General features: G+C 70.9%; 25 protein-coding genes. 18 read left to right on the top strand and 7 right to left on the bottom strand.

Translation table 11 applies throughout. The features are described 5' to 3' along the window. Positions 1-5: 5 nt before the first annotated feature. From O7610_RS09995 to polA, 4 genes are all read left to right on the top strand, one after another. Positions 6-905 carry an ABC transporter substrate-binding protein gene (locus O7610_RS09995; RefSeq protein WP_281550459.1) on the top strand — a complete coding sequence of 300 codons (900 nt, stop codon included), beginning with the start codon at positions 6-8 and terminating at the stop codon, positions 903-905. A gap of 142 nt (positions 906-1,047) precedes the next feature. Next, complete coding sequence (locus O7610_RS09990) at positions 1,048-1,917, top strand: amino acid ABC transporter permease (protein ID WP_281550458.1); 870 nt, start codon at positions 1,048-1,050, stop codon at positions 1,915-1,917. Further along, entirely contained in the window at positions 1,917-2,702 is a 786-nt protein-coding gene (locus O7610_RS09985) for an amino acid ABC transporter ATP-binding protein (protein ID WP_281550457.1), read from the top strand. The genes O7610_RS09990 and O7610_RS09985 overlap by 1 nt, the downstream gene beginning before the upstream one ends. Before the next feature lie 101 nt (positions 2,703-2,803). After that, positions 2,804-5,491 (top strand): DNA polymerase I, encoded by a 2,688-nt coding sequence (polA, locus tag O7610_RS09980; protein ID WP_281550456.1) that lies wholly within the window; start codon positions 2,804-2,806, stop codon positions 5,489-5,491. 11 nt (positions 5,492-5,502) lie between these two features. On the opposite strand, the gene O7610_RS09975 is transcribed toward polA, so the two are convergent. The 4 genes from O7610_RS09975 to O7610_RS09960 form a co-directional block, all read right to left on the bottom strand. Next, positions 5,503-5,883, bottom strand: coding sequence for a DUF3140 domain-containing protein (locus O7610_RS09975; RefSeq protein ID WP_278170011.1), 381 nt, complete (start codon positions 5,881-5,883; stop codon positions 5,503-5,505). Further along, positions 5,873-6,142 (bottom strand): hypervirulence associated TUDOR domain-containing protein, encoded by a 270-nt coding sequence (locus O7610_RS09970; RefSeq protein ID WP_281550455.1) that lies wholly within the window; start codon positions 6,140-6,142, stop codon positions 5,873-5,875. The genes O7610_RS09975 and O7610_RS09970 overlap by 11 nt, the downstream gene beginning before the upstream one ends. Before the next feature lie 49 nt (positions 6,143-6,191). Then, a complete protein-coding gene (locus O7610_RS09965) occupies positions 6,192-6,815 on the bottom strand; it encodes a Uma2 family endonuclease (protein WP_281550454.1) in 624 nt (207 codons plus the stop codon). 72 nt (positions 6,816-6,887) lie between these two features. Continuing rightward, complete coding sequence (locus tag O7610_RS09960; protein WP_289213597.1) at positions 6,888-7,682, bottom strand: class I SAM-dependent methyltransferase; 795 nt, start codon at positions 7,680-7,682, stop codon at positions 6,888-6,890. A gap of 515 nt (positions 7,683-8,197) precedes the next feature. Here O7610_RS09960 and rpsA point away from each other — a divergent pair. From rpsA to uvrB, 3 genes are all read left to right on the top strand, one after another. Beyond that, positions 8,198-9,715 carry a 30S ribosomal protein S1 gene (rpsA, locus tag O7610_RS09955; protein ID WP_278170007.1) on the top strand — a complete coding sequence of 506 codons (1,518 nt, stop codon included), beginning with the start codon at positions 8,198-8,200 and terminating at the stop codon, positions 9,713-9,715. A 197-nt stretch (positions 9,716-9,912) separates the two neighbouring features. Continuing rightward, positions 9,913-11,106: a dephospho-CoA kinase gene (gene coaE, locus O7610_RS09950; RefSeq protein WP_281550452.1), complete on the top strand. Its 1,194-nt coding sequence runs from the start codon at positions 9,913-9,915 to the stop codon at positions 11,104-11,106. Positions 11,107-11,388: 282 nt separating this feature from the next. After that, positions 11,389-13,506: an excinuclease ABC subunit UvrB gene (gene uvrB / locus O7610_RS09945; protein ID WP_289213110.1), complete on the top strand. Its 2,118-nt coding sequence runs from the start codon at positions 11,389-11,391 to the stop codon at positions 13,504-13,506. Here uvrB and O7610_RS09940 read toward each other — a convergent pair. Continuing rightward, entirely contained in the window at positions 13,499-13,906 is a 408-nt protein-coding gene (locus tag O7610_RS09940; RefSeq protein WP_289213109.1) for a hypothetical protein, read from the bottom strand. The genes uvrB and O7610_RS09940 overlap by 8 nt on opposite strands. A gap of 118 nt (positions 13,907-14,024) precedes the next feature. On the opposite strand from O7610_RS09940, the gene O7610_RS09935 reads away from it, so the two are divergent. Together O7610_RS09935 and O7610_RS09930 are read left to right on the top strand one after the other, a co-directional pair. Next, a complete protein-coding gene (locus tag O7610_RS09935) occupies positions 14,025-14,888 on the top strand; it encodes a helix-turn-helix domain-containing protein (protein WP_475050875.1) in 864 nt (287 codons plus the stop codon). Between the two features lie 29 nt (positions 14,889-14,917). Beyond that, on the top strand, positions 14,918-15,106 hold the full coding sequence (locus O7610_RS09930) for a DUF397 domain-containing protein (protein ID WP_281550449.1): 189 nt from the start codon (positions 14,918-14,920) through the stop codon (positions 15,104-15,106). Positions 15,107-15,204: 98 nt separating this feature from the next. Here O7610_RS09930 and O7610_RS09925 read toward each other — a convergent pair whose 3' ends face one another. Next, the gene (locus O7610_RS09925) at positions 15,205-15,873 is read right to left on the bottom strand and encodes a TetR/AcrR family transcriptional regulator C-terminal domain-containing protein (protein ID WP_281550448.1); all 669 of its coding nucleotides are present in this window, start codon (positions 15,871-15,873) and stop codon (positions 15,205-15,207) included. 293 nt (positions 15,874-16,166) lie between these two features. On the opposite strand from O7610_RS09925, the gene O7610_RS09920 reads away from it, so the two are divergent. The 4 genes from O7610_RS09920 (at position 16,167) to O7610_RS09905 (ending at position 18,938) form a co-directional block, all read left to right on the top strand. Further along, entirely contained in the window at positions 16,167-16,739 is a 573-nt protein-coding gene (locus O7610_RS09920; protein ID WP_289213108.1) for a DUF4386 family protein, read from the top strand. Positions 16,740-16,902: 163 nt separating this feature from the next. Next, positions 16,903-17,379 carry a DUF6326 family protein gene (locus tag O7610_RS09915; protein WP_281550446.1) on the top strand — a complete coding sequence of 159 codons (477 nt, stop codon included), beginning with the start codon at positions 16,903-16,905 and terminating at the stop codon, positions 17,377-17,379. Between the two features lie 344 nt (positions 17,380-17,723). Continuing rightward, positions 17,724-18,047 (top strand): PadR family transcriptional regulator, encoded by a 324-nt coding sequence (locus O7610_RS09910; protein WP_281550445.1) that lies wholly within the window; start codon positions 17,724-17,726, stop codon positions 18,045-18,047. After that, the gene (locus O7610_RS09905; RefSeq protein WP_281550444.1) at positions 18,048-18,938 is read left to right on the top strand and encodes a hypothetical protein; all 891 of its coding nucleotides are present in this window, start codon (positions 18,048-18,050) and stop codon (positions 18,936-18,938) included. A gap of 45 nt (positions 18,939-18,983) precedes the next feature. Here the strand turns inward: O7610_RS09905 and O7610_RS09900 are convergent, their stop codons facing one another. After that, a complete protein-coding gene (locus tag O7610_RS09900; RefSeq protein ID WP_289213107.1) occupies positions 18,984-19,781 on the bottom strand; it encodes an ABC transporter permease in 798 nt (265 codons plus the stop codon). Here O7610_RS09900 and O7610_RS09895 point away from each other — a divergent pair. From O7610_RS09895 to O7610_RS09875, 5 genes are all read left to right on the top strand, one after another. Beyond that, on the top strand, positions 19,780-20,400 hold the full coding sequence (locus O7610_RS09895; protein WP_281550442.1) for a TetR/AcrR family transcriptional regulator C-terminal domain-containing protein: 621 nt from the start codon (positions 19,780-19,782) through the stop codon (positions 20,398-20,400). The genes O7610_RS09900 and O7610_RS09895 overlap by 2 nt on opposite strands. An 81-nt stretch (positions 20,401-20,481) precedes the next feature. Further along, entirely contained in the window at positions 20,482-21,402 is a 921-nt protein-coding gene (locus O7610_RS09890; protein WP_281550441.1) for an STM4015 family protein, read from the top strand. A 20-nt stretch (positions 21,403-21,422) separates the two neighbouring features. Beyond that, complete coding sequence (locus O7610_RS09885) at positions 21,423-22,538, top strand: STM4014 family protein (RefSeq protein WP_281550440.1); 1,116 nt, start codon at positions 21,423-21,425, stop codon at positions 22,536-22,538. Then, the gene (locus tag O7610_RS09880; RefSeq protein ID WP_281550439.1) at positions 22,535-23,365 is read left to right on the top strand and encodes an STM4013/SEN3800 family hydrolase; all 831 of its coding nucleotides are present in this window, start codon (positions 22,535-22,537) and stop codon (positions 23,363-23,365) included. The genes O7610_RS09885 and O7610_RS09880 overlap by 4 nt, the downstream gene beginning before the upstream one ends. Continuing rightward, complete coding sequence (locus O7610_RS09875) at positions 23,362-24,687, top strand: STM4012 family radical SAM protein (RefSeq protein WP_281550438.1); 1,326 nt, start codon at positions 23,362-23,364, stop codon at positions 24,685-24,687. The genes O7610_RS09880 and O7610_RS09875 overlap by 4 nt, the downstream gene beginning before the upstream one ends. Position 24,688 lies beyond the last annotated feature (1 nt).

Here is a 24,688-nt window from a genome sequence, read left to right as displayed (position 1 = left end):
GAAACGTGACCACCTCACATCACCGGATCCGGCGGGCCGCCGCCGGCATCGCCGGGGCGCTCGCTCTGCTGCTGGCCGTCGCCGGCTGCGGTGAGCAGGACAGCGTCGAACAGCCCGGCGGCGACGCGCCGAGCGCGTCGGCCGACGACGAGCTGGCCGCGCTCGTCCCCGACGAGATCAAGGCCGACGGCAAGATCCTGGTCGGCGTCGACGCGACCTACGCTCCGGCGGAGTTCCTCGACACCGACGGCAGCACCGTCATCGGGTTCGACGTCGACCTGTTCAACACCGTCGCGGGCAAGCTCGGTCTGACCACCGAGTACGTGCCCAGCCAGTTCGACGACATCATCCCCGGGGTGATGTCCGGCAAGTACGAGATCGGGGTCTCCTCGTTCACCATCAACGACGAGCGCAAGGCCCAGGTCGACATGGTGTCCTACTTCTCGGCCGGCACCCAATGGGCGTCACGGGCCGGGGAACCGGTCGACCCGGACGCCGCCTGCGGCAAGCGGGTGGCGGTCCAGGCCGGCACCGTGCAGGTGGAGGACATCGAGGCCCGCTCGGCGGCGTGCGTCGACGCCGGCGACCCCGAGATCGTCATCGAACAGTTCCAGGGGCAGGACCAGGCGACCACCTCGGTGGTCTCCGGCAAGAACGACGCCATGCTGGCCGACTCGCCGGTCTGCGCGTACGCGGTCCAGCAGACCAACGGCGAACTGGAACTGTCCGGTGACATCTACGACTCGGCGCCGTACGGCTATGTGGTCGCCCAGGACCAGGCCGGGTTCGCTGACGCCCTGGCCGAAGCGCTCGACGCGATCATCGCCGACGGCGGCTACGAGCAGGCGCTGAGCAACTGGGGCGTCGAGGCGGGCGGAATCACCGACCCGGCCGTCAACCCCTGAGCCCCGGCTGCCGATGTCCGCGGACAACCCTTCCTCCCCGGACGGCGTGACGCCGTCCGGGGAGGCACTCCCATCCGGGCGGCCGGCGCCCGAGTCGGGTTCGCCGGAGCCGGCACGTGACCGACCCGAGGCGATCCGGGCGGTGCCGGTGCGCCGGCCGGGCCGCTGGTTGGCGGTCGGCGTGCTCGGCGTACTCGCCGCGATGTTCGTCCACCTGCTGGTCACCAACGACCGGTTCCAGTGGACGTTCATGGTCGACAACATGTTCCGGCCGCCGATCGTCGAAGGCGTGCGGACCACCATCACGATGACCCTGCTCGCGATGGTGATCGGCGTCGCGCTCGGGGTGCTGGTCGCGGTGATGCGCCTGTCCGGCAACCCGGTCCTGGCCGGCGTCGCCTGGCTCTACACCTGGTTCTTCCGGGCGGTACCCCGGGTGGTGCTGCTGGTGCTCTTCGGCAACCTCGGCATCCTCTGGGAGCGGCTGGAGTTCGGGCTGCCGTTCGACCGTCAACTCGGCGCGCTGTTCGGCATCACCGACTTCGAGGCCCGGATCTGGGGCTTCGACGCCCGTACCGCGATCAGTGGTTTCGTCGCCGGCCTGCTCGGGCTGGCGTTGTCCGAGGCCGCGTACATGGCGGAGATCGTCCGCGCCGGCATCGGCTCGGTCGACCCAGGCCAGGCCGAGGCGTGCGCCGCGCTCGGCATGAGTCAGGGTCTGACCCTGCGTCGGGTGGTGCTGCCCCAGGCGATGCGGGTGATCGTGCCGCCGACCGGAAACGAGACCATCGCGATGCTCAAGGACACCTCGCTGCTGGCCTTCGTACCGGTCACCAACGAGCTGTTCTTCCAACTGTCGGCGGTCGGCTCGCGGACCTTCCAGGTCTTCCCGATGCTGGTCGCCGCCTGCCTGTGGTATCTGGCGCTGACCAGCGTGCTGATGGTCGGCCAGTCCTTCGTCGAACGGCGGTTCTCCCGCGGCTTCGGCACCGTTGCTGCGAAGGGGACCTGATGACCACGCCGCCCGCCGGGTCGGACACCCTGATGGTGCACGCCGAGAACGTGCACAAGTCGTTCGGCCCGGTCGACGTGCTCACCGGGGTGGACCTGGCGGTCCGGCCCGGTGAGGTGTGCTGCGTGATCGGGCCGTCCGGCTCCGGCAAGTCGACCTTCCTACGCTGCATCAACCACCTGGAGAAGATCGACGCCGGGCGGATCCGGGTGGACGGGGAACTGGTCGGCTACCGGCAGCGGCGCGGCAGACTGCACGAGCTGCCCGCCCGGGAGGTGGCCGCGCAGCGCCAGCAGATCGGCATGGTGTTCCAGCGGTTCAACCTGTTCCCGCACATGACCGCGCTGGACAACGTGATGGAAGCGCCGCTGCGGGTCCGCCGGCAGCCTCGGCCGGCGGTCCGTGAGCTGGCGGCGGCGCTGCTGGACCGGGTGGGTCTGGCGGACCGGGCGGGCGCCTACCCGGGGCAGCTGTCCGGTGGGCAGCAGCAGCGGGTGGCCATCGCCCGCGCGCTGGCCATGCGGCCCAAGCTGATGCTGTTCGACGAGCCGACCAGCGCGCTGGACCCGGAACTCGTCGGTGAGGTGCTGGACGTGATGCGGGACCTGGCCCGGGACGGGATGACGATGATCGTGGTGACCCACGAGATCGGTTTCGCCCGGGAGGTCGGTGACTCGCTGGTCTTCATGGACGGCGGGGTGGTGGTCGAGTCGGGCGTACCCCGGCAGGTCCTGGCCGATCCGCGGCACGACCGGACCCGGGCCTTCCTCAGCAAGGTGCTGTGACCTCGCGCGAGGTGCTGTGACCTCGGGCCCGGCGCGAGGCCGCCGCGCCCGGCGCGAGCCGCCCGGCGCGGTGTCGTACCCCACGACTAGAGTCGCTTGACGTGACCGACGACGCGCCCCGCCTGCTGCTGCTCGACGGCCATTCGCTGGCCTACCGGGCGTTCTTCGCGCTGCCCGTGGAGAACTTCTCCACCAGCACCGGCCAGCCGACCAACGCGGTCTACGGCTTCACCTCGATGCTGATCAACGTGCTGCGCGACGAGCGGCCGACCCACATCGTGGTCGCCTTCGACGTGTCCCGCCGGTCGTTTCGCACCGAGCGGTACGCCGAGTACAAGGCCGGCCGTTCGGAGAGCCCCGCCGACTTCGCCGGCCAGGTCAGCCTGGTGCAGGAGGTCCTGGCCGCGCTGCGCATCCCGTACGTCACCAAGGACAACTACGAGGCCGACGACGTCATCGCCACCCTGGCCAGCCAGGGGCGCGACGCCGGCATGCAGGTGCTGATCTGCACCGGCGACCGGGACGCCTTCCAGCTGGTCGACGACCGGACCACCGTGCTCTACCCGCGTAAGGGTGTGTCGGACCTGGCCCGGATGGATCCGTCGGCGGTCACCGCCCGCTACGGCGTCGGGCCGGGCCACTACCGCGACCTGGCCGCGCTGGTCGGCGAGTCCAGCGACAACCTTCCCGGGGTGCCCGGCGTCGGTCCGAAGACCGCCGCCAAGTGGATCAGCCAGTACGGCGGCCTGGACGGGGTGATCGCCCAGGCCGACAAGATCAAGGGCAAGGCGGGGGAGAGCCTGCGGGAGCGGCTCGCCGACGTGATCCGCAACTACGAGCTCAACTGTCTGGTGGCTGATCTGGATCTACCGCTCACCCCGGCCGACTCTCGGTGGACCGGGTGGGACCGGGAAGCCGTCCACCAGGTCTTCGACACCCTGCAGTTCCGGATCCTGCGGGACCGGCTCTACCAGTACCTCGACGCCGTCGAGCCGGAGGCCGAAGCCGGCTTCGACCTGGCCGGCGAGGTGCTCGGCGCCGGGGCGGTCGCCCCCTGGCTGGCCGCGCACGCTCCGGCCGGGGCCAGCGTCGGCGTCGCGGTCGCCGGCAGCTTCGGCCGGGGCACCGGCGCCCTGACCGCGATCGCGGTGGCCACCGCCGCCGGGGCCGCCGGTTGGTTCGACCCGGCCGCGCTGGACCCGGCCGACGAGGCGGCGGTCGCCGGCTGGCTCGCCGACGACGGTCGGCGCAAGGTGCTGCACGACAGCAAACCGGCCCGGCTGGCGTTCGCCGCGCACGGTTGGTCGCTGGACGGCATCGACCGGGACACCGCGCTCGCCGCCTACCTGGCCCGGCCGGACCAGCGTTCCTACGACCTGGTCGACCTGGCGCTGCGCTACCTGCACCGGGAGCTGCGGGTCGACGCCCCGGACGACGGCCAGCTGACCCTCGACGGGCTCGGCCCGCAGAGCGAGGTCGAGCAGAACCTGATGCTGCGTGCCCGGGCCACCCTCGACCTGGCGGCGGCGATCGACGCCGAGCTGGCCCGCGACGGGGACGCCTCGACCCGGCTGCTCGCCGACGTCGAGCTGCCGCTGGTCGAGGTCCTCGCCGGCATGGAGCAGGCCGGCATCGGCGCCGACACCGAGTACCTGACCGAGCTGGAGGCGCAGTTCGCCGCCGAGGTCAAGGCCGCCGCCCAGGCCGCGTACGGGGTGATCGGCCGTGAGTTCAACCTCGGCTCGCCCAAGCAGCTGCAGGAGATCCTCTTCACCGACCTGGGGCTGCCCAAGACGAAGAAGATCAAGACCGGTTACACCACCGACGCCGACGCGCTGCAGTGGTTGTTCGCCCAGACCGAGCATCCGCTGCTGGCCCACCTGCTGCGCCACCGCGACGTGGCCCGGCTCAAGTCGACGGTCGACGGGCTGCTCAAGTCGATCTCCGACGACGGCCGGATCCACACCACCTTCAACCAGACGGTGGCCGCCACCGGCCGGCTCTCCTCCACCGACCCCAACCTGCAGAACATCCCGATCCGCACCGAGGAGGGCCGCCGGATCCGGCGGGCGTTCGTGGTCGGGGCCGGCTACGAGTCGTTGCTGACCGCCGACTACAGCCAGATCGAGATGCGGATCATGGCGCACCTGTCCGGCGACGAGGCGCTGATCGACGCGTTCAACTCCGGCGAGGACTTCCACGCCGTCACCGCGGCGTCGGTGTTCCAGGTGCCGCTGGAGTCGGTCGACGCCGAGCAGCGCCGGCGGATCAAGGCGATGAACTACGGGCTGGCGTACGGGCTGAGCGCCTTCGGCCTGTCCCAGCAGCTCGGCATCGCCACCGACGAGGCGAAGGCGCTGATGGAGGAGTACTTCCGCCGGTTCGGTGGGGTCCGTGACTACCTGCAGGCGCTGGTCGGCCAGGCCCGCCAGGACGGCTACACCTCCACCATCCTCGGCCGCCGTCGTTACCTGCCGGATCTGGTCAGCGACAACCGGCAGCGCCGGGAGATGGCCGAGCGAATGGCGCTCAACGCCCCGATCCAGGGCTCCGCCGCCGACCTGATCAAGGTGGCGATGCTGCACGTCGACACCGCACTGCGCACCTCGTCGCTGCGGTCGCGGATGCTGCTGCAGGTGCACGACGAGCTGGTCTTCGAGGTGGCGCCGGGGGAGCGGGCCGAGCTGGAGAGCCTGGTCCGCCGCGAGATGGGCGGCGCCCACCCGCTGTCGGTGCCGCTGGAGGTCTCCGTCGGGGTCGGCACCGACTGGCACACCGCCGGGCACTGACCTGCCGCCGGTCACGCCTTCAGCGGGTCGTGCCCCCAGTTCATCAGCGAGTGCCGCCACCGGGTGTCGCTGACGTCGCCGGACGGACGCTGGGCCAGGTGCCGGTGCACGTACCCGACCACCTTGCGCATGTGCGCGTAGTCGTCGTCGGACAATGCCTCCCGCTTGGTCCGCAGCAGGTCGACGATCCGGCGGCCGGAGGCGTGCCCCACCGACTCGCCGCCGTCGTGGTGCTGCCCGGCGGCGGTCGACTCCGGGGTACGCAGCCACTTCTCCAGCTCACCCGGGCTCATGTTGACCGCTTCGACGAACGCCCGGTACGCCGCCGCGCCGTCGGACGCGTCGGTCCGGGTCGGGCGGTGCCCGGCGGTGCGGGTGCGGTCACTCGGCACGGCGCAACGCCTCCGGCTTGTGCACCGCGTCGCGGCCGGACTTGTCGCTGCGGACCCGGTACTGCGGGTGCTCCTGGTCGGCGACCACCGTACGGCCGGCTGCCTCCCGCCGGGTGGTGATCTCCTCTTCGACGGTGCCCGGCACGGTCACCCCGTGGCTGCGCCAGTTGACCCGGTCACCGGGTCGGGGATGCTCAACCGGTCGGCCGGGCCGCTGGTCGGGCCGGTCGCCCTCGCGGGGGCGTTTGTTCCTCGCCATGGCGGCCGGGTACCCGCCGGCCGGGCCGGCAATCCCGCCGGCGCAAGGTCTACGGGGTGATCTCGGAGATCGGCAGCTTCACCGGGAACGGGGCGTCGAGTTCAAGCAGGTCGGCGGACTCGGCGACGAGGGCGTACTCCCGCTCGCCGCTGGCGCCCGGCCGGTCGCCGAGCTGGTAGACGTAGATCCGCACCGGATCCTGCTCGACCCGCCAGTAGTGGCCGATGCCGACGGCGGCGTACCCGGCGGGCCGGTGGAACCGGTCCCGGCGGCGGGTGGCCGGGGAGACCACCTCGACGACCAGCAGCACCTCGTCGGGGGTCAGGTAGTGCCGGTCGCGGCTGCCTTCGGCGCGGTGCAGCAGCACGTCGGGCTCGTAGGTGTTGCGTGGCCCGACGGCGACCCCGACCGCCTGGGTGGCCCGGTAGCCGTCCGGCGCGTGCCGGCGCAGCCAGGCGCAGAGCAGGGACGAGATGTCCTGGTGGTCGAGAGTGGGGGAGGGAACCACGGTGAGGACTCCGTCGAGGAGTTCGACGCGGGGGGCGTCGGCGGGCAGGGCGAGGACGTCTTCGATGCTGTAGTCAGCCAGCTGCTGCCGGACCGGGTCCGGCTGCCACGGTGCGGTCCGCGCCCCGCCGGACGCTGCGGCAGGATGGATCGGCTCGGCGCTCACCCGGTCAGCGTACGGTCGTCGGGGTGCTGGCGAGGGCCGGCGACCGGTGCGGCGCGGTGCGCGACGGCCGTCTCAGCCGGTCGTTGGCGGCCGGTCCGCGACGAAGATCGCGGTGCCGGGGAAGAGCCGCCCGCGCAGCGGACTCCACTGCCCCCAGATCTGCTCGTGCCCGTCCGGCCACGGCGGTTCGACGACGTCGAGCAGCCGGAACCCGGCGGCGACGAGTTCGCGGACCCGGTCGCCGAGCGTACGGTGCTGCTCGACGTAGCTGGGGGTGCCGTCGTCGTCGGTCTCCACGTACGGCCGCCGGTCGAAGTAGGAGTGCACCGCGACCAGGCCGCGCTCGCCAGGGTCGTCGAGGAAGATCCAGCGCATCGGGTGGGTGACGGCGAGGACCCAGCGCCCGCCGGGGCGCAGCACCCGGTGCACCTCGCGCATCACGGCCGCCGAGTCGGCGACGAACGGCACCGCGCCGAACGCGGTCCAGACGGTGTCGAACGCGGCGTCGACGAACGGCAGCGTCAGCGCGTCGGCCTGCACCAGCGACACCCGTACGCCGGTGCGGTCGGCGCCGGCGACGGCCTGGCGCAGCATGCCCGCCGACAGGTCCAGCGCGACGGCGCGGGCACCCTGTCCGGCGAGCCACCGGCTGCCGGCGGCCGCTCCGCAGCCCAGTTCGAGCACCCGCCGCCCGGCGACGGCGCCGAGCAGCCCGGCGTCGGCCTCCCGCAGGCCTTCCGGGCACCAGCGCAGGTCGGCGTCGCCGAGGAACTCGCCGTGCTCGGTCTGGTAGTCGTCGGCGTCGGCGTCCCACCAGCGCCGGTTGGCCTGTCGGGCCTGCTGGTCGGTGACCTCGCGCCTGGTCACTCTGAGTTGGTCGGGATCCGGGAGGAGGTCGGGATCCGGGCCGACGCCGGGCCTGTCGGCGGGTGTGGGCGGTGCGGTGGTCACGGGCAGACGGTACGGGCAGCGTCGCGTGGGAGCGTTACCGGCTCGGCGTGCTACGCTTGACGGCCCGCGAAACGGGTGTGATCTCGGTCACAGCGAGTCCCCGAAAGCGCGGGAATCCCCGCCTGTGGGTCCGATTTTTCCCAACCACCGACATGTGCGCCCGGATAGCTCCCGGGAGGGCTTGCACGCTGTGGTAATGCAACCGGTAGGCTAGACGATGCGCTCGCGGATCGTGTGCCTCGGCAGGGAGCAGGTCCGCGGTCGGCGGTTACATCCGATGATGGCAGCGGCGGTCGATGATCCCCTCGGTCACGGTCGGTGACGAAGACGTCATCGTCGCGGTGTGCCCGCCGGCGGATCCGTGAGCCACGCCAGGTCACCGCAACGACAAGCCAGCAGTGACACCCATCCGATCCGGAGCAACCGCCCACATGACGAGCAGCATCGAGGCCACCTCGAGCGCCCCCAAGGTCACCGTCGACGACCTCGGCACCGAGGAAGCCTTCCTCGCGGCGATCGACGAGACCATCAAGTACTTCAACGACGGCGACATCGTGGAAGGTACCGTCGTCAAGGTCGACCGGGACGAGGTCCTGCTCGACATCGGCTACAAGACCGAGGGCGTCATCCCCTCGCGCGAGTTGTCGATCAAGCACGACGTGGACCCAGCCGACGTTGTCTCGGTGGGCGACCACATCGAAGCCCTTGTCCTGCAGAAGGAGGACAAGGAAGGCCGGCTGATCCTGTCGAAGAAGCGCGCCCAGTACGAGCGCGCGTGGGGCACGATCGAGAAGATCAAGGACGAGGACGGGGTCGTCCGTGGCTCGGTCATCGAGGTGGTCAAGGGCGGTCTGATCCTGGACATCGGGCTGCGTGGCTTCCTGCCCGCGTCGCTGGTGGAGATGCGCCGGGTCCGTGACCTGCAGCCGTACGTCGGCCGGGAGCTCGAGGCCAAGATCATCGAGCTGGACAAGAACCGCAACAACGTGGTCCTGTCCCGCCGGGCCTGGCTGGAGCAGACGCAGTCCGAGGTGCGCACCGAGTTCCTCAACAAGCTGCAGAAGGGGCAGGTCCGCAAGGGCGTCGTCTCCTCGATCGTCAACTTCGGCGCCTTCGTCGACCTCGGCGGGGTGGACGGTCTGGTGCACGTCTCCGAGCTGTCCTGGAAGCACATCGACCACCCGTCCGAGGTGGTCGAGGTCGGCCAGGAGGTCGAGGTCGAGGTGCTCGACGTCGACCTGGACCGCGAGCGGGTCTCGCTGTCGCTGAAGGCCACCCAGGAAGACCCGTGGCGTCAGTTCGCCCGGACCCACGCGATCCAGCAGATCGTGCCCGGCAAGGTGACCAAGCTGGTGCCGTTCGGTGCGTTCGTCCGCGTCGACGACGGCATCGAGGGCCTGGTGCACATCTCCGAGCTCGCCGAGCGGCACGTCGAGATCCCCGAGCAGGTCGTCCAGGTCGGCTCCGACGTCATGGTCAAGGTCATCGACATCGACCTGGAGCGTCGCCGGATCTCGCTGTCGCTCAAGCAGGCCAACGAGGGCTTCGTCGAGGGCGAGGAGCACTTCGACCCGACGCTGTACGGCATGGCCGCCACGTACGACAACGAGGGCAACTACATCTACCCCGAAGGCTTCGACCCGGAGACCGGGGAGTGGCTGGAAGGCTTCGACAAGCAGCGGGAGACCTGGGAGCAGCAGTACGCCGAGGCCCGCAACCGCTGGGAAGCGCACACCCGGCAGGTGCAGACCGCCCGGGCCGCCGACGCGGACGCCGCCGCCAACCCGGCTCCGCCGGTCGCCGCCCCCGCGGGCGGTGGCGGTGGCGGCGGTGGTGGGGCCACCTCCAGCTCGACTCCGTCGCGGGCCAGCGAGGAGCCGGCCGGCACCCTCGCCACCGACGAGGCGCTCGCCGCGCTGCGGGAGAAGCTGGCCGGTGGCAAGAGCTGAGGCATAGCAACACCGGTTGACACAGACGGCGGTCCCGCCGGGCATTACGCCCGGCGGGACCGCTGTCTGTCGTGGCGCACCGCTGTCTGCCGCGCCCACTGTGCGGCCCCGCCCCTGTGGGACCATCCACTGACCCGATCCGGCGGACACGAGCCCCGGCGGACCGGCCGGGCAGCCGATCCGGTTCACTGGGCGACATGCTGAGGGTAGGTCTCACCGGCGGCATCGGCGCCGGCAAGAGCGCCGTCGCCAACCGGCTCGCCACACACGGCGCGGTGATCGTCGACGCCGACCGGCTGGCCCGGGAGGTGGTGGCGCCCGGCACCGACGGGCTGGCCCGGGTCGTCGCGGCCTTCGGGCCGGACGTCGTCGCCGACGACGGTGCCCTGGACCGGCCCGCCCTGGGCGCCCGGGTCTTCGCCGACCCGGCCGCGCGGCGCCGGCTGGAGGAGATCGTGCACCCGCTGGTCCGGGCCCGGACCGCCGAGCTGACCGCCGCCGCCCCGCCCGACGCGGTCGTGATCAACGACGTACCGCTGCTGGTGGAGACCGGGCTGGCCGCCACGTACCACCTGGTGGTCGTGGTGTCCGCGGCCGAGCAGCTGCGCGTCGAACGGCTGACCCGCGACCGGGGGATGGCACCCGACGACGCGCGGGCCCGGATCCGCGCCCAGGCCGACGACGCGCAACGCCGGGCCGCCGCTGACGTCCTGCTGGCCAACGACGGTAGTCGCGACGACCTCACCGTCACCGTCGACCGGCTCTGGCGGGACCGGCTGGTGCCCTACGAGGCGAACCTGCGGGCCGGCCGGACCGCGCCGCGCCCGCCGCGGGCGGTCCTCGCCGAACCCGACCCGACCTGGCCGGAGCAGTTCGACCGGCTGGCCGCCCGGATACGGCGGGCGGTCGGCGTCGGACAGCGGGTCGACCACATCGGCTCCACCTCGGTGCCCGGTCTGCCGGCCAAGGACGTCATCGACATTCAGCTCACCGTCGAGTCGCTGGACGACGCGGACCGGTGCGCCGCCGCCCTCGCCGCAGCCGGGTTCCCCCGGTTCCCCGGCGGACGGTGGGACAACCCGAAACCTGACCCGGCCACCGGCCGGCCGGGCGAACACTGGCCGAAGCGGCTGCACGGCAACGCCGACCCGGGCCGACCGGTCAACCTGCACGTGCGGGTCGGCGGCTCACCTGGCTGGCGCTACGCGCTGGCGTTCCGGGACCTGCTGCGCGCCGATGCGGGCGTGCGGGCCGACTACCTGGCCGTCAAGCGGCGGATCGCGGCGACCGCGCCGACCACCCGGGAGTACGCCGGAGCCAAGGAGCCGTGGTTCGACCAGGTCTGGCCACGCCTGCTGCGGTGGATCGAGGAGACCGGCTGGCAGCCGTGACGACGGACCAGCCAGCGCGGGATGAGTAGGTGGGGCGCTCGCGGCGGCCGGGTCACGCGGGGCGTGACAACTTCGGGTGCGCTCACCGGCTGGCGCCAGGGCAGCTACCCGAACACCCGGACCCGTGGCGCGCCGCGATGGGCGCTGCCGGTGGTCCGCGCGGCCGCCGCGAGCGGCCTACCCTGTCACGGTATCGCGGGTGAGGCAACCCACACAATGACAATATCGATGCCGATCCGCGACCGGCGGCACTCTGTCGGACCCACGGCGTAGGTTGGGGCCATGGCGCTCGACATCCCGCGACTGGACGGCCGCTTCCAGGTCGTCAGCGACTACTCGCCGGCCGGCGACCAGCCGGCAGCCATCGACGAGCTTGAGCGCCGGGTGCGTCGTGGCGACCGACATTCGGTGCTGCTCGGCGCGACCGGCACCGGCAAGAGCGCCACCACCGCCTGGCTGGTCGAGCGGCTGCAGCGGCCCACCCTGGTGATGGCCCCCAACAAGACGCTCTGCGCCCAGCTGGCCAAGGAGTTCCGCGAGCTGATGCCGCACAACGCGGTGGAGTACTTCGTCTCCTACTACGACTACTACCAGCCCGAGGCGTACATCCCACAGACCGACACCTACATCGAGAAGGACTCCTCGATCAACGAGGAGGTGGAGCGGCTGCGCCACTCGGCGACCATGTCGCTGCTGACCCGCCGCGACGTGATCGTGGTCGCCACCGTCTCGGCGATCTACGGCCTGGGCACCCCGCAGGAGTATCTCGAGCGCGCGGTCAAGGTGACCGCCGGCGCCGAGCAGGACCGCGACTCGCTGCTGCGCCGCCTGGTCGACATCCAGTACGCCCGCAACGACCTGTCGTTCAGCCGGGGCACGTTCCGGGTCCGCGGCGACACTCTGGAGATCATCCCGGCGTACGAGGAGCTGGCGGTCCGGATCGAGTTCTTCGGTGACGAGATCGAGCGGCTCTACTACCTGCACCCGTTGACCGGTGACGTGGTGCGCGAGGTCGACCAGCTGCTGATCTTCCCGGCCACGCACTACGCCGCCGGGCCGGCGCGGATGGAGCGGGCGATCCGCGACATCGAGGCCGAGCTGACCGACCGGCTCGCCGAGCTGGACCGGCAGGGCAAGCTCCTCGAGGCGCAGCGGCTGCGGATGCGCACCACGTACGACATCGAGATGATGCGCCAGGTCGGCTTCTGCTCCGGCATTGAGAACTACTCGATGCACATCGACGGCCGCGACTACGGCAGTCCGCCGCACACCCTGCTCGACTACTTCCCGGACGACTTCGTCACCGTCGTCGACGAGTCGCACGTGACGATCCCGCAGATCGGCGGCATGTTCGAGGGCGACGCCTCCCGCAAGCGGATGCTGATCGACCACGGGTTCCGGCTGCCCAGCGCCGCCGACAACCGGCCGCTGCGCTTCGACGAGTTCCTGGAGCGGGTCGGCCAGATGGTGTTCCTGTCCGCCACCCCCGGGCCATGGGAGCTGGAACAGGCGGCCGGCGAGTTCGTCGAGCAGGTGATCCGCCCCACCGGTCTGGTCGACCCGCAGGTCAAGGTCAAGCCGACCAAGGGTCAGATCGACGACCTGATGCACGAGATCCGGCTGCGCACCGACCGCGACGAGCGGGTGCTGGTCACCACGCTGACCAAGAAGATGGCCGAGGACCTCACCGACTACCTGCTGGAGCACGGCATCCGGGTGCGCTACCTGCACTCCGAGGTCGACACGCTGCGCCGGGTCGAGCTGCTGCGTGAGCTGCGCAAGGGCGACTACGACGTACTGGTCGGCATCAACCTGCTCCGCGAGGGCCTGGACCTGCCCGAGGTGTCGCTCGTGGCGATCCTCGACGCCGACAAGGAGGGCTTCCTGCGCAGCGGCCGGTCGCTGATCCAGACCATCGGCCGGGCCGCCCGTAACGTTTCCGGCGAGGTCCACATGTACGCCGACAAGATGACCCCGTCGATGACCGACGCGATCGACGAGACGAACCGGCGTCGGGCCAAGCAGGTGGCGTACAACGAGGCCAACGGCATCTCGCCGGAGCCGCTGCGCAAGAAGATCCACGACATCCTCGACGACATCTACCGGGAGGCCGACGACACCGACGGCGCGCTCGCCGGTCGGTCGGTCGGCGGCTCCGGCCGGCAGATGTCGCGCGGCAAGGGCCCGGTGCCGGAGACCCGCAGCAAGGGCCGGGGCACCACCACCCCGTCCAGCGCCGGCATGGCGCGCGCCGACCTGGCCCAGCTGATCCAGGAGCTCAACGACCAGATGCTCAATGCTGCCCGCGAGCTGCAGTTCGAGTTGGCCGCCCGGATCCGCGACGAGATCTCCGAGCTGAAGAAGGAGCTGCGGGCGATGGACGTCGCCGGCGTCAGCTGAGCCGATCGCCGGGGTAGAGCTGGGCCAGCTCGGCACCGGGGCGCTGGCTGGCCCGCCACAGTAGCCCCCACGTGTCGTCGAGTCCTGCCTCGTCGTCGCCTTGTCTGTCGGGCGCGGTCTGGCCGGGCTGTGGTGTCGGTTGGGCAGGCGTGGCAGGCCAGCCCGGCTCGCCGGGGCGGACCAGCTCCAGCTCACCCCATTGCAGGTAGAACGTCCAGGCGTCCTCGACGGTGCGGAAGATGCCGACTTCGCGGATCTCCCGCTGCGGGTGCCGGAAGTAGACCAGTGCCTCGTCGGCGTACTCCAGACCCCACCCGACGGCTGGAAACTCAGGCGCCCCGTCCACCGGGTCGACCGGCTCGATCAGCAGGAACTGCACCGGAACCGAAGCGTCGCTCACTGTTCCTCCAAGTTGTATCTCGTGGGAATCCCATGCTTCGCCGCAACTGGTGGATATTCAAGTCTTGAAATCTCGCTACCTTCTGCTTACCCTCGGTCGCGAACGGAGGGAGCCGAAAGTGGCGATGCCTGCAAGTCCCACGATCAGGCGGCAGCGGCTTGGCGGCGAGCTGCGTCGGCTCCGCCGCGCGGCCGCAATGACTTTGGAGCAGGTCTGCGACCAGCTCGGCTGGGCGTCGACATCGAAGCTGTCCCGGCTCGAACTGGGCCAGAGCAGACCAGACCTGGCCGACATTCTGGACCTGCTCGACGTCTACCACGTCGTGCCGGCCGAGCGGGAGAAGCTGGTCATCATCGCCCGCGACGCCGCCGCCACCCGTGGCTGGTGGAAGGCGCTCGGCTCGATGGGTCAGCGCCAGCGTGGCTACACCGAGCTCGAAGCCAGCGCTGCCACGATCTTCGAGTACCAGCAACTGCTGGTGCCTGGGCTGCTGCAGACCCCGGAGTACGCCCGGCTGAGGGTCCGCTCCGGTCGCGACGTCTACGGTGACCTCGACATCAACGCTGACACCTTGGCGCGTACCGCCCGACAGGAAGTGCTGCGTCGCGAACATCCGCCGCACTACGAGGCGGTCATCGACGAGAGTGCGCTGCTGCGGGCCAGCGTGCCACCCGAGACCCGGCGCGGCCAGCTGCGCCACCTGACCGCGCTCAGCGAGCTGGACAACGTCACCATCCAGGTGCTGCCGCTCGAAGCGGTCGTGCACGATTCGTTCATGCCGCACACCAGCTTCTCGCTCTACTCGTTCCCCGACCCGGCCGATCCCCGCACCGTGGTGCTGGAGACGTTGACCAGCGACATTCACCTCACCGACGACGAGGACGTGATGCTGTACGCCCGGATCGGTCGCTGGCTTCAGCAGGCGGCGCTGCCGGCCGATGAAAGCCGGGATCTGCTGGCTAAGCTGGTGGCAGAGAGTTGATTGAATCGCCTGCCGAAAGGGGGTGCGGCATGCAGTCGACCCCAACCGAGTCGCTGTGTTGGCGCAAGAGCAGCCGCAGCAACGCGAACGGGAACTGCGTCGAGGTCGCGCCGGCCGGCGGGGTGGTGGCGGTCCGCGACTCCACCGACCCGACCGGTCCACGGCTGGCCTTCCCCGCCACCGCGTGGCGTTCCTTCGTGGACGGCCTGCGCGCCTGACCGAACAGCTTCGGTGCCTTGCGATCGTCAGTGACGAAGTTTGGATCAGCATGTCTTGAGGTCTGCCCAACGGGCTGCGTGACGGTCCGTGAGCGCTGCTACGCGGAGGCTCTCAGCGGATCGAGGGCGGCTAGGACGAGGTCGAGGCCGAAGATGAACTCCTCGGCCGGGTCGTAGCCGGCCGCGACGAGCGCAGCGGCGGACTCGTTGAGGTAGGGGAACTCGTCAGCAGGAAGCTGGGGCAGGTAGACGTCCTCGGCCATGTCCGCGAACTTGTCGGCGGTGTCGAACGGCAGGCTGGCTTCCTGCAGGGCGAACCCGTAGACGTAGACGTCGAGCAACCAGTTGGCGTGCGTCGCCATCAGAACCGAGAAGCCGGCCCTGCGCAGGCAGGCGGTGACCGCCTCGCGGTGGCGCAGGTGCGCGGGCCCCGGCGACGTCCGTGACTCCATCAGGCCGATCGCCCACGGGTGGCGTGCGAGAACCTGGCGGGCGGACACCGACCGCCGTCGCATCGCAGACTGCCAGTCGGTCCCCTCGGGCGGGAGCTCGATCTCCTCGAACACGACATCAATCATGGCGTCCAGCAACTCGTCCTTGCTCGCCACGTAGTAGTAGAGCGACATCGCGCCCGCGTCGAGCGCGCTAGCCAGCCGGCGCATGCTCAGCCCGTTGACCCCCTCGCGGTCAGCGATCCGGATCGCCTCGGCCACCACCCGCTGCTTGCTCAGCCCCGCGTCTGACGCGACCTGGCGTTGCTTCCTCACAGACCCGGGCCTCCTCGCTCCCTCGAACGGCTTGACGATCGTACAGCGTACGGCGATAGTACAGTGTACGAATCCTGGTACGGTGTACGACGTACGGTGTACGAGCCGGCCGCACCTCGAACGCGCTCGACAATCCGCCGGCCATCCGACCGTGATGAAGGAGTAAGAGATGAGATCCCCGGAGGACACCGCCACCACGCCAGCCCGCAGTTTGTTCGTTCGAGGGGGCCGGCTCGTCGGTGCAGCGGCGATCGTGTTCGCGGTGTTGGTGGTGATCGAGAACGTGTTGTTTGGTGACGGGCGCGCTGCCCTACGGCGCTCCGATCGAGGACGTGCTGGCCTACTACGCGGCCAACCGTGACGCGGTCGCGATCGTGTCCGGTCTTGTAGCCGTGTACCTGCCGCTGCTGCTCGTGTTCGTGACGGGCCTGCGTGGCCTCGTGGAGCGGCGGGGCAGAGCAGGCACCGACTGGGCGCGCCTCGCCGTGGCCGCTGGCGCGACGCTGTCGGCAATCTTCGTGCTTGTCAACGTCCTGCAGATCGGGCTCGTGCTCTCCGCCAGCGGGCTCGCCGAGCCGACGCCCGCGTTCGGGCTCGTCTGGCAGATGCACGCGGCGGCGTTCGCGCTGGCGCTGCCGATGCTCGGCGCCACCTGCATCGGCTCGGCCCTCGCCGCGCACGCGAGCGGGCTGGCTCCGGCTTGGCAGCGCCTGCTGGGCATGGTGGGCGGGAGCCTGCTGCTTGCTGCGGGGCTGGGCAACCTCGCGATCGCCGACGGCTCGCCGCTGATCCTCGTCGGACTCCTAGGGTTCGTCGCCTGGCTCGTCTGGCTGCTCGCGACCGGCGTGCGCCTCGTCCGGTCGTGACCGAGATGAGGGCTGTGCCGAGGTCGCGCACGCGCACGAGGACCCCCGTGGAGGGCTGCCCGGGGACGGCAGCGACCGCCTCGATCTCGACCACCCGTGCGTATGCACGCCCAAACCTGCCACCACTGCGGCGGAGGGGCCGCTCCTCTCGAAGGAAGAACCGATGACCATCCGAACGAAAACCCCGAACCAGCTCGACAACCTACCGATCCCGGTGCAGGCCAAGCTCGCCGCCGCATGGACCAGCTGCATGTTCCTCTACATCTACGTCGACTACTTCCACCTCTACAAGCCCGGCGTCATCGACGGAATCCGGGGTGGCGTCATCTTCGAGTTCGAGATCAGTCCGACGTTGTTGACCATTTTCCTCGCGTCCGTGGCGATCCCGGCCCTGATGGTGATTCTCTCCATGACGCTGCCCGCCCGGGCGAACCGCGCCACGAACCTCGTCACCGCATCGCTCTACATCCCCCTCACGGTGTTCAACGCGGCAGGGGAGTCCTGGGACTGGGCCTTCTTCTACGGCCTCTCGATCGGACTCGAGGTGCTGCTTCTGGCCTTCATCCTGGGCTCCGCCTGGACATGGCCTCGAACCTCCGCCGTCCCAGCGGGTCCCGCGACGACCGACCTTCGGCAGTAGGTATCCGGGGAACCTCCGGCACGGCACCACCAACCTGTTCGCCGCGCTCAACCTCGCCACCGGCGAGGTCATCGCCGAGTGCCGGCCCTCGCGCGACGGCGGCCTTCCAGGGCCCGCGCGGCGGCGGCTTCCTGCCGCACGATCGCGAGCTCGGCCTCCATCGCCGAGATTCGCCGCTCCAGGTCCTCCAGGCTGATGACGTCGATTCTCCCAGAGCCAGCGAGCCTGCACACCCATCACTGCGGGCCAGGGCCCGCCCTACCCGGGCCTGGGGTGTCGACCGGGCAGTCGAACCGTATCCCTGGCACTGGACGGACTGTGCGCTGCACAGTACTGTGTGGCACATGGTTGGCGACAGGCTGGAGCTTGAGCTGCGCCGGGGCGTTGTCGTCCTGGCGGTGCTGTCACAGCTGGGCGAGTTCCGCTACGGCTACGAGCTGCGCCAGTCGCTGTCCGACAACGGCCTCCCGATCGAGGAGGGAACGCTCTACCCGCTGCTGCGGCGGCTGGAGAGCCAGGGCGTCCTGGTCAGCGAGTGGCGGACCGAAGGGCAGCCACGCCGCTACTACCGCCGCAGCCCCGCCGGCGAAGAGCTGTACGACCGGCTCAGGGACTCGTGGCATGGGATGAACGAGGCCATGGGCCAGCTGCTGAAAGGTGACAGGTAAGTGCTGACCACCGAGGAACTGATCGATGCGTACGTCGCCGACGTGGCGCGGTTGCTACCCCGCCGGCAGCGTAGGGACGTGGCTCTCGAACTGACGACGTTGTTGCGCGACGAACTGGCCGACAGCGACGATCCGGTGGCCCGGCTGCGGGCCTTCGGCCGCCCCGCCGAGGTGGCCGCCCGGTACGGGCAGCCGCCGATCGCCGTCGACCCGGCCGACACCCGCCGCTTCGTCCGGCTCAGCGTCGCCGGTGTGCTGGTGATCTGGCTGCTCGGCGTGGCCGCCGCGACCGACGCGGTCGACTGGTACTGGACGTACGGGCTACCGGCGTTCTGGTGGCCCGGGTTCCTCGTCGTGGGATTCGGCCTCGCCGGCTGGGCGCGACGTCGGTGGCCGGACCGCTTCGCCTGGCGGCCGCGCAGGTCGGCCGCCGGCTTCGTCAACCGGTCCGGCCGGATCGCCGCCTTCGCCTTCTACGTCGCCGGTACGGTCGTGCTGGTCAACGCGGCCTGGCTGCTGGATCAGCTCGGGGCCGCGCCGCAGGCCGTGCAGGCCCTCACCTTCGACCGTGAGTTCGCCCAGCTCCGTGGCCCACTCGTGCTCGCCCTGCTGATCGCCACACTGGTGCACCACCTCCTGGTCACCATCCACGGCCGGTGGCGGCCGGTGACCCGTACCGTCGGGATGCTCCTCGGACTGGCCATCTGCGCCGCGCTGACCTGGGTGCTGTTCGCCGGTCCGGTCTACCTGAGCCCCGAAGCCGACCGTACCGCCAAGTTCTGGGTCGCCGTCATCGTCGCGGTGAGCCTCGTCGACCTGCTGATCGAGGCCGGGCGTCTGCTCCAGCAGCGCGCCGCCGGCCCGCTGGCACCGCCGCTGGGCGCACTCTGACGAGCCGCCCCGCCTGGCGTCAGAAGAGTAGGAAACCAGGAGCCTTCAGCGTCCTCGGCGCGTGTAGGCGCGCAACGACAGCGGGACGAAGATCACCAACAGTACGGCCGACCAGAGCAGGACGGCGGTCACCGGATGCGCGAGTGGCCAGGCTACGTTTCCCGAGGGGGCGCCCGGATTGCCGAACAGCTCCCGGGAGGCGGCGGTGAGCGCGCTCACCGGGTTCCAGTCCGCCAGGAAGCGCAACCAGCCCGGCATGCCGTCGGTCGGGACGAACGCGTTGGACAGCATCGTGAACGGCAGGCCGAGCGGCACCATCGCGTCGGCGACCTGGTCGTTCTTGACCGCCAGGCCCACATAGACGCCCACCCAGCTCAGCGCGTACCGCAGCACGATCATCAACAGGAACGCCTGAATCGTGGGGATCAGGCCACGGTGGGGCTGCCAGCCCACCAGCAGTCCCGCACCCACCATGATGGTCAGCATCAACAGGCCGGTCAGCAGGTCGGTGCCGGTCTGCCCGAACGGCACCGCCAAGCGCGCCATCGGCATGGAGCGGAATCGGTCCATCACGCCGCGAGTGGCGTCGCTGGCCGTCCGCGTCATGACCCCCAACCATGCGGAGAAGGTCACCATCGCGAACAGGCCGGGCATGAGGTACTCGCGGTAGTCACCGCCACCCGGCACCTGGATCGCGCTGCCGAGGACGTAGCCGAACAGCACCACCATGACGGCGGGGAAGACCAGCGCGGCGATGATCTGCCCGGGCTCCTGCCGCAGCCGTGTGAGCTCGCGGCCAATCAGGGTCAGCCCGTCGGTGAGCGTCCAGCCCAGGCGACCCATGCGACGGATCGCCGCTGAGATCGGCGCCGGTGCGATGTCCCTCTACCGGTACGTCCCGAGTCGCGACAACCTTGTCGATCTCATGGCCGACCAGGTGACAGGCGAGATCGACGTCGCGGGGATGCCCTCGGGCGACTGGCGCACGGACCTGGCGCGCTATGCCGACGGGCTTCGGGCCATGTGGCTGAGGCATCCCTGGATGGCCGCCGTGCAGCGGTCACTGCCCAGCTTCGGCCCTAACCAGCTGCTCCTGATCGAACGGTTGATGGGCGTGCTCGATGATCTCATCCCCATCGACGAGAACCTCGGCCTCATAGCCATGCTGAGCGGCTACATCGAGGGCACCGTCCGCGAGGAGATCGGCTCAACCAAGGAGCTGCGCCGCAGTGGGCTCAGCGAGTCGGAGTGGATGGCGCGGAGCCACCCGTACGTCGACCAGCTGGTGAGAAGCGGCGAGTACCCGATCTTCACCAAGATCGTAACGCAGGCGCGTCAGCCACACCTGAGCCGCGACGACCAGTTCCGAGACGGACTCCAGCGGGTTTTCGACTGCATCGCTGCGGCCCTTCCATCAGTGGCCGACTCCGGGCAACCAAGTGAACTGCAGTCGCCGCAGTAGGCCGCACGGGCAGCGCGGCGTCGCACCGGGTTGCTATCGTGCCGGGTCCGCAGCCCCACGCCCTCCCCCGGAGCACCGTCGATGACCATCAACGAGCACATCACCCACTTCGCCGGACTGCCGGTGGTCGACTTCGACCCGCAGACGGCGGCGCAGCACACCGGCTCCCCGGTCGCCTGGCGACTCAGCGCGTCGGAGGAGGACGAGGTCGAATTCGCCCAGCTCTTCGCCACCTGGCTGGACACCGTCGACCCGGCGAGCGTCGAGGCGCTGGTGACCGGCGACTGGGGAGAACCGTGGGACGTCACGTTCCCGCTGGAGCTGCTGGTCGACGCCGCGCCCCGGCTGACCAACCTGCGGGCCGTCTTCCTCGGCGAGATGACCTTCGACGAGTGCGAGATCTCCTGGATCCTGCAGCCCGACATCACCCCGCTGCTGGCCGCCTACCCGGCGCTGCAGGTGCTGCGGGTACGCGGTGCGATGTCGCTGCTGTTGCAGCCGGTGCGGCACACCGGGCTGCGGGAGTTCGCCATCGAGTCCGGCGGGCTGCCGGCCGCCCTCACCCGCGCCGTCGCCGCCAGCGACCTGCCGGCCTGCACCCATCTGGAACTGTGGCTGGGCACCCCCGACTACGAAGGTGACACCTCAGTGGACGACCTGGCGTCGATCCTCGATGGCACCCGGCTGCCCGCGCTGCGTACCCTCGGGTTGCGTAACGCCGAGATCGCCGACGCGGTCGCCGCCGCGCTGACCGCCGCGGCGGTGGTGCCCCGCCTGGAAACCATCGACCTGTCGTTGGGCACCCTCGGCGACGACGGGGCCACCGCCCTGCTCGCCGGGCAGCCGCTGACCCATCTGCGCCGTCTCGACCTGCACCGGCACTACCTGTCCGACGCGATGATGGTCCGGCTGCCGGCCGCACTGCCCGGCGTCGACGTCGACCTGAGCGATCAGCAGGAGGTCGACCCGCACCGGGGGCGGTACGTCTCGGTCGGCGAATGACCGGTTGTTAACCTCACCCGATGAGCCACACCACGCCGCTGGTCGTGGTCGGCAACCCGGGCAACCGGCGGGTCGGGGCGTTCCGCACCGCCGCGCACGCCGCTGGCCTGCGGGTTCGGGTGCTGCCCTGGCGGAAGCTCGCCGCCGGGGAGGATGTCGCCCTGCCCGGCGGGGCGACGGTACGGATCGACTCGCCCGGCGAGGACTCCGAGGTGGATCGGCTGCTGCGCGGCGCCGGCCGACCGCTCGACCACGGCGAGATCAGCGGCGGTGCCGCCTGGTACGCCGGGCTGCGCGCCGCCCTGGGCCGGCTCACCGACGCCGCCCGGCGGGCCGGCGCGACCCTGCTCAACGACCCGGCCGACATCGCCGTGCTGTTCGACAAACGCGCCGGGCACCGGCGGCTGGCCGCCGCCGGGGTGGCCCAGCCGGCCATCCTGGACACCGCACCCGGTGACTGGGCGCAGCTGCGTACCGCTCTGTCCGACGCCGGCTGGGCCCGGGTCTTCGTCAAACCGGTGCACGGGTCGTCGGCGTCCGGGGTGCTCGCCCTGCACGCGCACGGCCGGCGGACGCAGGCGGTCACCTCGGTTGAGCTGACCGACGACGGGCGGCTGTTCAACTCGCTGCGGGTGCGGACCTACCGTACCGAGCGGGAGGTCGCCTCTATCGTGGACCGGTTGGCCCCGGACGGGTTGCTGGTGCAGCGCTGGTTCCCGAAGGCCGGCCTGCACGGCCGGGTCGTCGACCTGCGGGTGCTGGTGATCGCCGGTGAGCCGGGCCACCTGGTGGTGCGCAGCAGCGACGGTCCGCTGACCAACCTGCACCTGGGCAACCGGCGCGGTGACCCGGCGGCGGTACGGGCGGCGTTCGGCCCCCGCCGGTGGGCGGCGGCGCTGGCCGACTGTGTACGCGCGGCGCGCTGCTTCACCGGCAGCCTGCACGTCGGAGTGGACCTGATGATCGGCAGTGACTGGCGGCGGCACGCCGTGGCGGAGGTGAACGCCTTCGGCGATCTGCTCCCCACGGTGTGCGACGCTGCCGGGCGGGACAGCTACGCTGCCCAGCTGCATGCCATACGTACCGGCCGGTTCGCCGCCTGGCGGACCACGGCCGCGATGGGGAGGTCGGCATGAAGGACCTGATCGGCAGCCACGACCTGCTGTTCGTCACGCTTGACACGTTGCGCTATGACGTGGCGGTCGAGCTGCTCGCCGCCGGCCGGACACCGCAGCTGGCCCGCGCGCTACCGGACGGGCAGTGGCAACGCCGGCACAGCCCGGCCAGCTTCACGTACGCCGCACATCAGGCGTTCTTCACCGGCTTCCTGCCCACCCCGGCCGAACCGGGCAGCCACCCCCGGATGTTCGCCGCGGCTTTCCCCGGCAGCGCCACCACCGACGAGCACACCTGGGTCTTCGACGCACCCGACCTGGTCACCGCGCTGCGCAAGGAGGGCTACCACACGGTGTGCGTCGGCGGGGTCGGGTTCTTCAACCGCTCCTCGCCGCTGGGCGCGACCCTGCCGGGCCTGTTCGCCGAGTCGCACTGGGAGTCGGCGTTCGGGGTGACCGCGCCCGGCTGCTTCGAGGCCCAGCTGGACCGGATCGCCGAGGTCGTCCCGGCCGTTCCCGCTGACCAGCCGCTGTTTCTGTTCGTCAACGTGGCCGCCATGCACCAGCCGAACCGGCACTACCTGCCGGGCACCGAACGCGACAACCGGGACAGCCACGCCGCCGCCCTGGAGTACGTCGACCGGCACATCGGCCGGTTGTTCGCCATGGCCAGCTCACGGGGCAGGCCCTGTCTGACGATCATCTGCGCCGACCACGGCACCGCGTACGGCGAGGACGGACACAGCGGACACCGGGTCGGCCACGAGGTGGTGTGGACGGTCCCGTACGCCGATTTCGTGATCGACCCCGGCGCCTGGTCCGACGCCGCGACACCGGACCCGGCGTGACCGTCGCCGCCCTGGACGCCTCGCCGTACCAGGGCTACCTGTACGGGTATCCGCACAAGACGGCGTACCGGCCGCTGCGGCCGCGTCCCGCGCTGGTCGACGTCTGGTCCGGGCAGCGCCGCACGGAGCTGTTCCTCTACCTGCACCTGCCGTTCTGCGAGATGCGCTGCGGCTTCTGCAACCTGTTCACCCGGGCCAACCCGCCGGCCGGGCAGGTGGCCGCCTACCTCGACCAGCTGCGCCGCCAGGCGGTACGGGTGGCCGCCGCGCTCGGCGACGACGCCCGGTTCGCCCGGGTCGCCGTCGGCGGCGGTACGCCGACCTACCTGGACGCGGACGAGCTGTCGACGATGTTCGACCTGGTCGACAGGTTCCGGCCGGCGGGCGTGCCGACGGCGGTGGAGACCTCACCGGCCACCGCCACCCCGGACCGGCTGGCGGTGCTCGCCGCCCGCGGCACCACCCGGATCAGCATCGGGGTGCAGAGTTTCCTCGACGCCGAGGCACGGGCCGCCGGCCGGCCGCAGCGTCGCGTCGAGGTCGAGCGCGCCCTGGCCGCTATCCGGGACCAGCCGATCCCGGAGCTGAACATCGACCTGATCTACGGCATCCCCGGCCAGACCGACACCACCTGGGCACAGTCGCTCGACGCGGCGCTGCGCTGGGAGCCGGAGGAGATCTACCTCTACCCGCTCTATGTCCGCCCACTGACCGGCCTGGCCCGCCGCGCCCCGGCCGACCTGCCTGATCCACAGTGGGACGCGCAACGGCAGACGCTGTACCGGCACGGCGTCGACCGGCTGCGCGCCGCCGGCTACCGGCAACTGTCGATGCGGCACTTCCGTCGCGCGGCGCTGCCGGTCGTCGACGCCCCGGCGTACTCCTGCCAGGAGGACGGGATGGTCGGACTCGGCTGCGGCGCCCGGTCCTACACCAGCGACCTGCACTACTCGTTCGACTACGCGGTCTCCGTCGGGCAGGTGCGGGCGATCATCGTCGACTACCTGCGCCGGCCGGAGCCCGACTTCGACGTCGCCGAGGTGGGTTTCCGGCTGGACCGCGACGAACAGCGTCGGCGCTGGCTGATCACCTCGCTGCTGCGCGCCGACGGATGCGACCAGGCGGCGTACGCGGCGCGGTTCGCCACCCGGGCCGTCGACGACTTCCCGCAGCTGGCGACGTTGGTCGACCGGGGCTGGTTGACGGTGACCCCGGACAGGCTGGCGCTGACCGCGGCGGGCCTGGCCCGCAGTGACGCGATCGGCCCGTGGCTGGTCTCGACCCCGGTGCGGGCGGCGATGGCCGGCCTGCCGGCCCGGTGAG

This window comes from Solwaraspora sp. WMMA2065 (assembly GCF_030345075.1).
GTDB lineage: Bacteria > Actinomycetota > Actinomycetes > Mycobacteriales > Micromonosporaceae > Micromonospora_E.
This window is presented reverse-complemented; position numbering and strand designations above follow the sequence as displayed.

Excerpts from the sequence above, each read along its gene's own strand:
- O7610_RS09985 (WP_281550457.1), top strand. The coding sequence starts at position 1,917 with ATGACCACGCCGCCCGCCGGGTCGGACACCCTGATGGTGCACGCCGAG.
- O7610_RS09970 (WP_281550455.1), bottom strand. The coding sequence starts at position 6,142 with ATGGCGAGGAACAAACGCCCCCGCGAGGGCGACCGGCCCGACCAGCGG.
- rpsA (WP_278170007.1), top strand. The coding sequence starts at position 8,198 with ATGACGAGCAGCATCGAGGCCACCTCGAGCGCCCCCAAGGTCACCGTC.
- coaE (WP_281550452.1), top strand. The coding sequence starts at position 9,913 with ATGCTGAGGGTAGGTCTCACCGGCGGCATCGGCGCCGGCAAGAGCGCC.
- uvrB (WP_289213110.1), top strand. The coding sequence starts at position 11,389 with ATGGCGCTCGACATCCCGCGACTGGACGGCCGCTTCCAGGTCGTCAGC.
- O7610_RS09930 (WP_281550449.1), top strand. The coding sequence starts at position 14,918 with ATGCAGTCGACCCCAACCGAGTCGCTGTGTTGGCGCAAGAGCAGCCGC.
- O7610_RS09915 (WP_281550446.1), top strand. The coding sequence starts at position 16,903 with ATGACCATCCGAACGAAAACCCCGAACCAGCTCGACAACCTACCGATC.
- O7610_RS09910 (WP_281550445.1), top strand. The coding sequence starts at position 17,724 with ATGGTTGGCGACAGGCTGGAGCTTGAGCTGCGCCGGGGCGTTGTCGTC.
- O7610_RS09895 (WP_281550442.1), top strand. The coding sequence starts at position 19,780 with ATGCGACGGATCGCCGCTGAGATCGGCGCCGGTGCGATGTCCCTCTAC.
- O7610_RS09900 (WP_289213107.1), bottom strand. The coding sequence starts at position 19,781 with ATGGGTCGCCTGGGCTGGACGCTCACCGACGGGCTGACCCTGATTGGC.
- O7610_RS09890 (WP_281550441.1), top strand. The coding sequence starts at position 20,482 with ATGACCATCAACGAGCACATCACCCACTTCGCCGGACTGCCGGTGGTC.
- O7610_RS09885 (WP_281550440.1), top strand. The coding sequence starts at position 21,423 with ATGAGCCACACCACGCCGCTGGTCGTGGTCGGCAACCCGGGCAACCGG.
- O7610_RS09880 (WP_281550439.1), top strand. The coding sequence starts at position 22,535 with ATGAAGGACCTGATCGGCAGCCACGACCTGCTGTTCGTCACGCTTGAC.